The sequence below is a fragment of the Klebsiella sp. HMSC25G12 genome (assembly GCF_001807705.1).
GTDB lineage: Bacteria > Pseudomonadota > Gammaproteobacteria > Enterobacterales > Enterobacteriaceae > Klebsiella > Klebsiella variicola.
The window spans coordinates 1-10,658 of record NZ_KV789895.1; the positions used below are offsets into that span (position 1 = coordinate 1).

At 60.4% G+C, this 10,658-nt stretch carries 10 protein-coding genes; 6 read left to right on the forward strand and 4 right to left on the reverse strand.

Annotated features, from left to right (window positions below; all coding sequences use genetic code 11):
- The first annotated feature begins 357 nt into the window (after positions 1-357).
- Complete coding sequence (gene cstA, locus HMPREF3096_RS14765) at positions 358-2,463, forward strand: pyruvate/proton symporter CstA (protein WP_032729610.1); 2,106 nt, start codon at positions 358-360, stop codon at positions 2,461-2,463.
- Between the two features lie 92 nt (positions 2,464-2,555).
- Complete coding sequence (locus HMPREF3096_RS14770; protein ID WP_002893903.1) at positions 2,556-2,753, forward strand: YbdD/YjiX family protein; 198 nt, start codon at positions 2,556-2,558, stop codon at positions 2,751-2,753.
- Here HMPREF3096_RS14770 and HMPREF3096_RS14775 read toward each other — a convergent pair.
- From HMPREF3096_RS14775 to HMPREF3096_RS14790, 4 genes are all read right to left on the reverse strand, one after another.
- Positions 2,750-3,154 (reverse strand): helix-turn-helix domain-containing protein, encoded by a 405-nt coding sequence (locus HMPREF3096_RS14775; RefSeq protein WP_008805591.1) that lies wholly within the window; start codon positions 3,152-3,154, stop codon positions 2,750-2,752. The genes HMPREF3096_RS14770 and HMPREF3096_RS14775 overlap by 4 nt on opposite strands.
- The gene (locus HMPREF3096_RS14780; protein WP_012068431.1) at positions 3,129-3,431 is read right to left on the reverse strand and encodes a type II toxin-antitoxin system RelE family toxin; all 303 of its coding nucleotides are present in this window, start codon (positions 3,429-3,431) and stop codon (positions 3,129-3,131) included. Before HMPREF3096_RS14780 ends, HMPREF3096_RS14775 begins: the two co-directional genes overlap by 26 nt.
- A 183-nt stretch (positions 3,432-3,614) precedes the next feature.
- Positions 3,615-4,358: an SDR family NAD(P)-dependent oxidoreductase gene (locus tag HMPREF3096_RS14785; protein ID WP_012968723.1), complete on the reverse strand. Its 744-nt coding sequence runs from the start codon at positions 4,356-4,358 to the stop codon at positions 3,615-3,617.
- Positions 4,359-4,415: 57 nt separating this feature from the next.
- Positions 4,416-5,504: an oxidoreductase gene (locus tag HMPREF3096_RS14790; protein ID WP_012542481.1), complete on the reverse strand. Its 1,089-nt coding sequence runs from the start codon at positions 5,502-5,504 to the stop codon at positions 4,416-4,418.
- Between the two features lie 163 nt (positions 5,505-5,667).
- On the opposite strand from HMPREF3096_RS14790, the gene HMPREF3096_RS14795 reads away from it, so the two are divergent.
- From HMPREF3096_RS14795 to HMPREF3096_RS14810, 4 genes are all read left to right on the forward strand, one after another.
- The gene (locus HMPREF3096_RS14795; RefSeq protein ID WP_023297209.1) at positions 5,668-7,170 is read left to right on the forward strand and encodes a sugar ABC transporter ATP-binding protein; all 1,503 of its coding nucleotides are present in this window, start codon (positions 5,668-5,670) and stop codon (positions 7,168-7,170) included.
- Positions 7,167-8,165: an ABC transporter permease gene (locus HMPREF3096_RS14800; protein WP_012968720.1), complete on the forward strand. Its 999-nt coding sequence runs from the start codon at positions 7,167-7,169 to the stop codon at positions 8,163-8,165. The genes HMPREF3096_RS14795 and HMPREF3096_RS14800 overlap by 4 nt, the downstream gene beginning before the upstream one ends.
- A 20-nt stretch (positions 8,166-8,185) precedes the next feature.
- A complete protein-coding gene (locus tag HMPREF3096_RS14805; RefSeq protein ID WP_008805596.1) occupies positions 8,186-9,250 on the forward strand; it encodes a sugar ABC transporter substrate-binding protein in 1,065 nt (354 codons plus the stop codon).
- A 102-nt stretch (positions 9,251-9,352) separates the two neighbouring features.
- On the forward strand, positions 9,353-10,594 hold the full coding sequence (locus HMPREF3096_RS14810) for an LVIVD repeat-containing protein (protein ID WP_032729616.1): 1,242 nt from the start codon (positions 9,353-9,355) through the stop codon (positions 10,592-10,594).
- The last annotated feature ends 64 nt before the right edge of the window (positions 10,595-10,658 follow it).

The window sequence follows — 10,658 nt, forward strand, 5'->3', positions numbered from 1 at the left end:
GGAAGCCGCTGTTTCCCCGGCTTGCGCGACGCCATCCGGGAATTTCCCTGCTCGCGCTGTACTTAGCAGGGCTACGGTTTCTGGGCCAGGAAGCCGCTATTTCCCCGGCTTGCGCTGCGCTTGGCCGGGCTACGGATCTGTAGGTCGGGTAAGGCGTTAGCCGCCACCCGACAAACAAACGGCACCGTTCACGGTAATCCTTTCATTCATTTTCCTGCCTTAAGTGATCTCGCTAGCAATGTGAGACAAATCTCTGTGGGTGTACGGCATCTGCGCTGTTTCGATGTTGTTAAATTCTGCGTTGTGATCTAGAAACAAAATGTAACATCCTGATTACCCTACCGGTGGACCACAACAATGAATAATTCAGGGAAATACCTTATCTGGACACTGCTCTCCGTGATCGGAGCCTTTGCCCTCGGCTATATCGCCTTAAACCGGGGTGAGCAGATAAATGCGCTGTGGATTGTCGTCGCGGCGGTCTGCGTTTATCTGATCGCATATCGTTTCTACGGTCTGTATATCGCCAAAACCGTTCTCGGCGTTGACCCGACGCGGATGACGCCGGCGGTACGACATAATGACGGCCTCGATTATGTTCCGACCGACAAAAAAGTGCTGTTCGGTCACCATTTTGCCGCCATTGCCGGCGCGGGGCCGCTGGTGGGCCCGGTGCTTGCCGCGCAGATGGGCTACCTGCCGGGGATGATCTGGATCCTCGCCGGCGTGGTGCTGGCCGGCGCCGTACAGGACTTTATGGTGCTGTTTGTTTCGACCCGTCGCGATGGCCGCTCGCTTGGCGAACTGGTTAAAGAGGAGATGGGGCCAACCGCTGGCGTCCTGGCGCTGGTGGCCTGCTTTATGATCATGGTCATCATCCTCGCGGTCCTGGCGATGATCGTGGTGAAAGCGTTGACCCACAGTCCGTGGGGGACATACACCGTCGCCTTTACCATCCCGCTGGCGATCTTTATGGGTATCTATATTCGCTACCTGCGCCCGGGGCGCATCGGCGAGGTGTCGGTGATCGGCCTGGTGATGCTGGTGTTCGCCATCATCTCCGGCGGTTGGGTGGCGGAAAGCCCGACCTGGGCGCCGTGGTTTGATTACACCGGCGTACAGCTGACCTGGATCCTGGTGGGCTACGGCTTTGTCGCCGCGGTACTGCCGGTCTGGCTGCTGCTGGCCCCGCGCGACTACCTCTCCACCTTCCTGAAAATCGGCACCATCGTGGGGCTGGCGATTGGCATTCTGATTATGCGCCCGACCCTGACCATGCCGGCGCTGACCAAATTCGTCGACGGTACCGGCCCGGTGTGGAGCGGCAACCTGTTCCCGTTCCTGTTTATCACCATCGCCTGCGGCGCGGTCTCCGGCTTCCACGCGCTGATCTCCTCCGGCACCACGCCGAAAATGTTGGCCAACGAAGGCCAGGCCTGCTTTATCGGCTACGGTGGTATGTTGATGGAATCCTTCGTCGCCATTATGGCGCTGGTGGCGGCCTGTATTATCGACCCGGGCGTCTACTTCGCGATGAACAGCCCGATGGCGGTGCTGGCGCCGGCGGGAACCACCGATGTGGTCGCCTCGGCGGCGCAGGTGGTGAGCGGCTGGGGCTTTAGCATTACCCCGGATACGCTGCATCAAATCGCCAGCGAGGTGGGTGAACAGTCGATTATCTCCCGCGCCGGCGGCGCGCCAACCCTGGCGGTGGGGATGGCCTACATCCTGCACGGCTCGCTGGGCGGGCTGATGGATGTCTCGTTCTGGTACCACTTCGCCATTCTGTTTGAGGCGCTGTTTATCCTGACGGCGGTTGATGCCGGCACCCGTGCGGCGCGCTTTATGCTGCAGGATCTGCTGGGCGTGATTAGCCCGGGGCTGAAAAAAACCAGTTCGCTGCCGGCCAACCTGCTGGCGACCGCGCTGTGCGTCCTGGCGTGGGGCTACTTCCTGCATCAGGGGGTAGTGGATCCGCTGGGCGGGATTAACACCCTGTGGCCGCTGTTCGGTATCGCCAACCAGATGCTGGCGGGGATGGCGCTGATGCTCTGCGCGGTGGTCCTGTTCAAGATGAAACGCCAGCGCTACGCGTGGGTGGCGCTGCTGCCGACAAGCTGGCTGCTGATTTGTACCCTGACCGCCGGCTGGCAGAAGTCGTTTAGCCCGGATACCAAAGTCGGTTTCCTGGCCATCGCCAATAAATTCCAGGGGATGATCGACAGCGGCAACATTCCGCCGCAATATACCGAATCACAGCTGGCGCAGCTGGTGTTTAACAACCGTCTCGATGCCGGGCTGACCATCTTCTTTATGATTGTGGTGGTGGTGCTGGCGCTGTTCTCGATTAAAACCGCGCTGGCGGCGCTGAAAGAGGATAAACCGACGGCGAAAGAGACGCCGTACCAGGCGATGCCCGCCGATGCGCAAACTATAACCGCGCAGGCGAAGCGCGCGCATTAACCGGTGTGCCGGGTGGCGGCTTCGCCTTACCCGGCCTACATTTCTGATCCTCCTTCTCCCTTTGGGAGAGGGAAACAAAAGAGAAATGACTTATGTTCGACACCCTCTCCAAAGCGGGAAAATATTTAGGCCAGGCGGCGAAGATGATGATCGGCGTGCCGGATTACGATAACTACGTCGAGCACATGCGAATAACCCACCCGGATCAGACGCCGATGACCTATGAAGAATTCTTTCGCGAGCGCCAGGACGCGCGCTACGGCGGCAAGGGCGGGGCGAAGTGCTGTTAACCCTCTTTCGGCAGATAGAGGCTGATCTGCTCCTGGGTACAGCCGTAAATCGCCGCCAGCTTCTCGCGGGTGCGCTTCTGCGGACGGGAGTCCAGCGCTTCCAGCTGCGACACGGCGGACTGGCTGATGCCGAGTTTAGCCGCGACCTCCTGCTGGGATAGCCCGCGCAGGATGCGCCACGCGGCCTGCAGACTGACGTTTTCTTTATGCATCACGTCGCATACTTCGCCTGGTAGCATGACATTATCATAGATGTCTGATTCATAAGGAATATCTTCCCAGTCGCTTTCATCCTCGTCGTCGTACTCCAGCAGAGCCAGGCGCATACGAAAGTAATCGCTGTAAGGAATGACGACATACTGGTCTTTTCCTTCTTCATCCTTGATGTACTGAATAGTCATATTCGGTATCTTCCTCATGAAGGTAGGTGGTGGTGGTTCGGCGTTTAACCGCCACGACGTAGCAGGTATCGCCCGGCGGATCCCCAAAGGTGTAGATGACTCTGTAATCACCTAATCGCAGCCGGTAGTGGTTTTCGGGAGAGGACAATTTTTTGATATCCGAGATAGATGAAGCTTTATCATCCATCTTTTCCAGCCTGGATTTAATGCGGCTCTTATACCGATTATCGATTTTAGAAAATGGCTTATCTGCCGTTTTTGACCAGACAATCTTCATCCGTACCTCCACTGTACGCCCACACAAAACATAAGGAAATAATAAGACTATTAGATAAATTCCGAATTTCTTATGGGGTACTGTAGAGCGGAGAAAAAACGCAGGTAAGAGGCAAAACGCAACCCGTCGAGGCGGCGCGGGAAGGCCTCTGTCGGGCGACAGAGGCTTGCAGAAAATGTGCGATCAGGCGTTCAATCCGCCATCCACGTCCAGCCCCGTACCGGAGATCTGCCCGGCGGCCGGGCTGGCGAGGAAGGTGACCGCCGCGGCGATGTCTTCCGGCTGGCCGTAGTGACCGACCGCAATCATCTGGCGCTGGGCTTCCGCCTGTTCTCCGTCTTCCGGGTTCATATCGCTGTTGGTCGGCCCTGGATGGACAAGGTTAACGGTGATCCCGCGAGGGCCTAAATCACGCGCCAGGCCACGGGTCAGGGCGTTGAGGGCGGACTTGGTCATGGCGTAAACCGCGATGCCCGGCATGGCCACGCGATTAGCCAGACAGCTGCCGATGTTGATGATCCGTCCGCCATCGGCCATATGCACCAGCGCTTCCTGGGTGGCGATGACCACCCCACGAATATTGACGTTGATAAGCGCGTCAATGTCCGCCAGCGTCATGGATTCCAGTGGACCGCCGCGGGCGATCCCTGCGTTGTTGACCAAAATATCCAGCCCGCCGAGGGACCGGGCCGCATGGGTGACGGCATCCTGAATAGCCTGCGCGCTGGCGCTGTCGGCCTGCACCGCCTCGCCGTGCCGACCCAGGGCCTTTATTTCATCGGCGACTGCCTGGGCTTTATCGGCCGATTTTTCATACGTAATAACCACATCGGCACCGGCGCGTGCCAGCGACAGCGCGATTGCGCGACCCAACCCACGGCTGGCGCCGGTAACCAGCGCCTTTTTACCTGTTAAATCGATCTGCATGATGACCTCGTTGCGAGAGTGGTGAGCATCATCATTAGGTATAGACGGTCGGGGCGATTAACGGCTGAAGTATTCCACCTTCTCAAACGCCGCGCGCAGAACCTCAGGGGTTAACGTCACTGGTAAATAGTGAATCGACTCGCCCGGGCGCAGGGTATGGGCAATGACCCGGTCCAGTTCTGTGCGGTTATTGATATCGACCTCCAGTGCCGCCAGGGTGGTCGGCAGGTTAAAGCGCTGATACGCCTGCACTAACTGCGCCAGCACATCGTCCTGAGCAAGCAGGGCGCTCTGTACCAGAATGCCGTAGGCGACTTTGGTACCGTGGAGGAATTTATCCGTCTGCGGCAGCACCGTCAGTCCGTTGTGCACCGCATGGGCGGCGGCGACCCGGGTGTAACGTTCCCCCAGCCCGCCAACCATCCCGCCGCCGGCGATAATCGCCTCTACCACATCGCGAAACGCCTGGGTCAGATCGCCGCGGCGCTGGTCCGCCAGCGCCGTTTCGCTGCTGGCCAGCAGCACGTCGCGGATCGCCAGCGCGCCGTTAATCCCCAGCCGCACGGTGAGCGGCAGCGCCTCCGGTTGCGGCGCCAGCACCACTGCCTCATACCATTTGGCTAAGGTGTCGCCAATGCCCGCCAGCAGGTACTCCGCCGGGGCGTTGAGAATGATGCGCGGCTCGACCAGCACCAGGAAGTTGGCGTCATCGAAGATCTCAAAATTCAGGGCCTGTCCGGCGTCGCTGTACCACACCGACAGCGGCGTCCACGCCGCGCAGGTGGCGGCGATGGTCGGGATGGCCACCAGCGGTACCCCCAGGCGACGGGCCAGCACTTTCGCGCTGTCGAGCAGCGCGCCGCCGCCGACGCCAATCACTACCGCCCGATCGTCACCGGAGGCCTGCACCAGCGCCGCCACGTCGCGTTCGCTGCAGTGGCCGGTAAAGCGGATCTTTTTTGCCTCCGGCAGGTGGAAGGCCGCCGGCAGAAAAGGTTCGGCGCCGGCCAGGGCGCGCTCGCCATAGACCCACACCGCCCGCGAGAGCTGGTCGGCGCTGAAAAAATCGCTCAGCCGCTCAAGGCTGCCAGGGTGGGAGAAATAGTTGGCCGGGCCGGGTACGACGCGGATATCGCTGTTGCTCATGGAAGCTGTCCTTATAGGTGTTGGGCTAAACTGATGTTATGTCTGGACATCCAGATGGCTAATATTATTTCGTTGTATCTTATGCTTTTTACGCAGTTGTCAGCCAGCGGCGGCTATGAAAAATTCGTTAAATCAGAAGATTAATTACCGCACGGGAACAGTGATGAGCGCGAACCGCCTTGAGATGCATAACATTAGCCTGGCCTTCTCCGGCTTTCAGGCACTGAACAAGGTGGACTTTACCCTTCATGGCGGGTCGGTGCATGCCCTGACCGGGGCCAACGGCGCGGGTAAGTCGACGCTGATGGCCGTGCTGTGCGGGACGCATGCTCACTATCAGGGCGAGGTGACGATCAACGATCAGCCGGTCACCATTCGTTCGCCGCGGGATGCTAAACAGTTGGGGATCCACCTGGTGCAGCAGGAGGTGGATGTGGCGCTGGTACCTGGCCTGAGCATTGCGGAAAACATCATGCTGGACAGGCTGGCAGAGCCGGGCATGGCGTTTCGCTGGTCGCGGGTTCGGCAGCTGGCGCGCGAGGCGCTGGCGCAGCTGGACGTGGCGCTGGACGTCAGGCGCTCCATTGACAGCTGCACGCTCGCCGAAAAACAGCAAATCCTGCTGGCTCGCGCTCTGTCGCACCATTGCCGCTTTTTGATCCTCGATGAGCCCACCGCGCCGCTGGATCAGCATGAAAGTGAGCGCCTGTTTGCGGTAGTACGCCGTCTGCAGCAGCAGGGGATCGGGGTGGTGTTTATTTCGCATCGTATCCATGAACTGAAGGCGATCTGCGACACCCTGACGGTGCTGCGCGACGGGCGGCTAATTGAGAGCGGCCCGATGGCGCCGCTGAGCGGCGAACAGATCGTCGAAAAGATGCTGGGCCACGAGCTGAGCGATATCTTCCCACCGCCGCGCCCGCCGCACGGCGAAGAGGTGCTGTTGCAGGTTGACGGTCTGCATGATGAGGCGTTGCTGCAGGATATTTCGCTGCGCCTGCGGAAGGGGGAAATTCTGGGTATCGCCGGGCTGGCCGGCGCGGGCAAAACCGAGCTGTGCAAAGCGCTGTTCGGCGCCAGCAAAAGCCGGGTGCAGCGTGGCGAGCTGAACGGCCAGCCGTGGCGACCGCGCGATCCAGCCGACTCGGTGGGGCGCGGCCTGGCGCTGGTCCCGGAGGAGCGGCGCAAAGAGGGCATTTTCATCGAAGAGCCGATCGCGATGAACCTGGCGGTCAGCGCCGATAACAGCTTTTCGCGCTGGAGCCTGTTTGGCCATCGGCAGGCCTGGCGCTGGGCGGAGGAGGTGATTGCCCGCCTCGGCGTGCGCGCCACTGGCCCGGGGCAGATGCTGCGCCGTCTTTCCGGCGGCAACCAGCAGAAGGTGGCCATTGGCAAATGGCTGCGCAGTCATGCCAATGTTTTGATTTTTGACGAACCGACCAAAGGGGTCGATGTGAAAGCGAAAACCGATCTGTTCATGCTGATCGATGGTCTGGCGCGGGAAGGCAAAGGGGTGATTTATGCCTCGGGTGAATTCGCCGAGCTGGTCGGTTTATGCGACCGCATCTGCGTGCTATGGGACGGACGGATTGTGGCGGAGATCCCCGGCGCGGAAGCCCGGGAAGAGACGTTGCTTTATTATTCAACCGGAGGAGCGGCAGCGTGAGCAAGGCCCTGGCAGTAAACGCGACGGTATCGGGCCGTCAGCGATTTTTTGATTTTCTCTATAAGTGGGGCATGTTGCTGACCGTGGTGCTGCTGGTGGCGGTCTTTGGCCTCGCCTCGGACAACTTCCTTGATCCGTTCAACATCATCAACATTCTGCGCTCGATCGCGATTGTCACGGTGATTGCCATCGGGGTGTCGATTTCTCTCACCATTGGCGGCTTTGATCTGTCAGTGGGATCGACGGCATCGCTGGCTAACGCGCTGGTGATTTCCCTGTTTGTCTGGCATGGCCTGGGGACCACCGAAGCGATTCTGATCACCCTCGCGCTCTGCACCCTGGTGGGGCTGTTTAACGCCTTTCTGATCGTGGTGCTGCGCATTCCTGACATGCTCGCCACCCTGGCCAGCCTGTTTGTGATTCAGGGCGTGGCGATGACCTACAGCTACGGCGGTTCGATTACTGAAAACATGGTGCTGCCGAGCGGCGAGATGGCGGAAGGCACTATCCCGGCGGGCTTTGGCGCGCTGGGGCAGGTGCCGACCATCGTCATCATCATGCTGGTGGTGACGCTGGTCGCCCAGCTGGCGCTGTCGTTCACCACCCACGGACGGCGGATGTACGCCATCGGCGGCAACCCGGAGGCCGCGCGGCTCTCCGGCCTGCGGATCACGCGTTACAAAGTCGCAGCATACGTGATTGCCTCGCTGCTGGCCGGGCTGGGCGGCATTCTGCTGGCCTCGCGTATCGGATCCTCGCAGGTCAACGCCGGCGGCGGCTATCTGATGGACGCGGTGGCGGCGGCCTGGATCGGCTTTTCGCTGGCGGGCTCCGGTAAACCGAACGCCCTGGGGACGCTGGTGGGGGCGGTGATCCTCGGCGTGCTCTCCAACGGGCTGGTGATGCTCTCGGTGCCGTATTACGCGATGGACATTATTAAAGGGTTGGTCCTGGCTGGCGCGCTGGCACTGACCTATTTTCAGCGCCGTACTTAACATTTTACAGGGTAAACAGCATGAAAAAGATCGCACTCTCTCTGATGACGCTGGGTCTGCTGCAGTCGACGGCGGCGCTGGCCACTGCCCCGACGCCGGTGCCGGCGGCGATTGCCGAGCACAGCGGCCCTATCCGTATTGCGGTGATCCGCAACCTGGGGTCTGACGATAACACCACCCAGTTTGTCTCCGGGGCGCTGCAGGAAGGTAAAAAGCTCGGTTTCAAAATCAGCACCTTCCTGAGCAACGGCGATGACGCCAAATTCCAGGACTTCGTCAACCAGGCCATCAGCCAGAAATACGATGGCATTATTCTCTCCCAGGGGCGTGACCCGTATTCCACCGCCCTGGTGAAGAAGGCGGTGGATGCCGGGATCAAAGTGGCGGTGTTCGATACCGCGGTGAGCGGTGAGATCCCCGGGGTGACGGTCAGTCAGCAGGATGACGCGTCGCTGACCGAGCTCTCTTTTGGCCAGCTGGTGAAAGACTTCAACGGCAAGGCCAACATCGTCAAGTTGTGGGTGGCGGGCTTCCCGCCGATGGAGCGCCGTCAGGCGGCTTACCAGACGCTGCTGAAGCAAAATCCGGGGATTAAAGAGCTGGAGTCGATCGGCGCCGTGTCATCCGATGTGCAGGGCGACACTGCCAACAAGGTGGGGGCGATCCTCGCCAAGTATCCGAAAGGGAAAATCGACGCGATCTGGGGCACCTGGGATGCCTTTAGCCAGGGGGCCTATAAAGCGCTGAAAGAGAATGGCCGCACCGAGATCAAACTCTACAGCATTGATATTTCCAACCAGGATCTGCAGCTGATGCGCGAAGCCGGCAGCCCATGGAAGGTGAGCGTGGCGGTGGATCCGAAGCTTATCGGCGCGACCAACGTGCGGCTGATCGCCAATAAGATCGCCGGCGAGCCGACGCCAGCCACCTACGACTTCAAGGCGGCGGCGATCCCGCAGGCGCTGCTGGCGGCCCAGCCGGGGGCGGTGAACGTGGCGTCGCTGGGGAAAATTATCCCTGGCTGGGGCCAGACCGAAGACTTTATCGCGCCGTGGTTCGCGACGCTGGAAGCGAAAAACAAATAAAATCAAGCCGGGTGGCGGTGGGCGGCGGCCTGGTGCCCTCACCCCGGCCCTCTTCCGCAGGGAGAGGGGGAAAACCATGCCACCGGGCGAGAGGGATCCCCTATGTCAGCATTACCTTCCCCCGAATACAGCCGCAATATGCGGCTGATTGGCCATAGCGATCAGGGCGGTCGTCCGGACGGCGTGCAGCTGATGGTGCACCGCGGATTCGCCTATATCGGCCATATGGTGTCGCAGGGCTTTTCCGTGGTCGATGTTCGCGATCCGACCCGGCCTACCACCGTCAACTATATTGCCGCGCCGCCGGGCACCTGGAACGTGCATCTGCAGGCGCATGACGATCTGCTGCTGGTGATCAACGCCCGGGATCTGTTTGCCGACGCCCGTTTTGCTGATGAGAAGGTCTACTACACCCGCTCGGTGGGCGACACGGTCAGCGATGTGCAGGACAAGGGCTGGAGCGCCGGGCTGCGCATCTTTGATATTTCCACTCCCGCGCAGCCGCGGGAAATCAGTTTCCTGTCGCTTAACGGCATCGGTATTCACCGCATCTGGTACGTCGGCGGCCGCTGGGCGTATGTGTCCGCGTTGATCGACGGTTTTACTGACTACATCTTCCTGACCATCGATCTGGCCGATCCGCGTAAGCCCGAAGTGGCCGGGCGCTGGTGGCTGCCGGGGATGCACCAGGCGGGCGGTGAAACACCGGACTGGCCGCAGGGCAAACGCTATGCGCTGCATCACGCCATTATTGCCGGGGATACCGCCTACGGCAGCTGGCGCGACGGCGGCCTGACGCTGCTGGATGTCAAAGACCGTACCCAGCCGACGCTGATTAGCCATCGCAACTGGAGCCCGCCGTTCGGCGGCGGGACGCATACCGCGCTGCCGCTACCGGATCGTGACCTGCTGGTGGTGCTGGATGAAGCGGTGCTCGACAATCAGGAGGACGGTGAGAAGCTGATCTGGCTGTTTGATATCCGCGAGCCGTCAAACCCGGTGAGCATCGCCACGTTCCCGCCGCCGGATGAAATCGACTATGTGGCGAAAGGGGCGCATTTCGGTCCGCACAACCTGCATGAGAATCGTCCCGGCAGCTTTGTCAGCTCAACGCTGATTTTTGCCACTTATCAGAATGCCGGCGTGCGGGCTTACGATTTATCTAACCCGTATCGTCCGCTGGAGACCGGGGCGCTGGTGCCGGCGGCGCCGAAGACGATGATGGATACCCGTCCCGGCCGCCCGCAGGTGATCCAGTCCTGCGATGTGTTTGTCGATGCGCAGGGCATTATCTACAGCACCGATTACAACGGCGGGCTGTCGGTGATTGAGTATCTGGGATGAGGACAAGGTAAACGCAAAATTGTGCTCGCATGTCTGCCGGGTGGCGGCTTTCGCCTTACCCGGC

Coding starts and splice junctions, on each gene's coding strand:
- HMPREF3096_RS14810 (WP_032729616.1), top strand. CDS start 9,353: ATGTCAGCATTACCTTCCCCCGAATACAGCCGCAATATGCGGCTGATT.
- HMPREF3096_RS14805 (WP_008805596.1), top strand. CDS start 8,186: ATGAAAAAGATCGCACTCTCTCTGATGACGCTGGGTCTGCTGCAGTCG.
- HMPREF3096_RS14795 (WP_023297209.1), top strand. CDS start 5,668: ATGAGCGCGAACCGCCTTGAGATGCATAACATTAGCCTGGCCTTCTCC.
- HMPREF3096_RS14780 (WP_012068431.1), bottom strand. CDS start 3,431: ATGAAGATTGTCTGGTCAAAAACGGCAGATAAGCCATTTTCTAAAATC.
- HMPREF3096_RS14790 (WP_012542481.1), bottom strand. CDS start 5,504: ATGAGCAACAGCGATATCCGCGTCGTACCCGGCCCGGCCAACTATTTC.
- HMPREF3096_RS14775 (WP_008805591.1), bottom strand. CDS start 3,154: ATGACTATTCAGTACATCAAGGATGAAGAAGGAAAAGACCAGTATGTC.
- HMPREF3096_RS14785 (WP_012968723.1), bottom strand. CDS start 4,358: ATGCAGATCGATTTAACAGGTAAAAAGGCGCTGGTTACCGGCGCCAGC.
- cstA (WP_032729610.1), top strand. CDS start 358: ATGAATAATTCAGGGAAATACCTTATCTGGACACTGCTCTCCGTGATC.
- HMPREF3096_RS14770 (WP_002893903.1), top strand. CDS start 2,556: ATGTTCGACACCCTCTCCAAAGCGGGAAAATATTTAGGCCAGGCGGCG.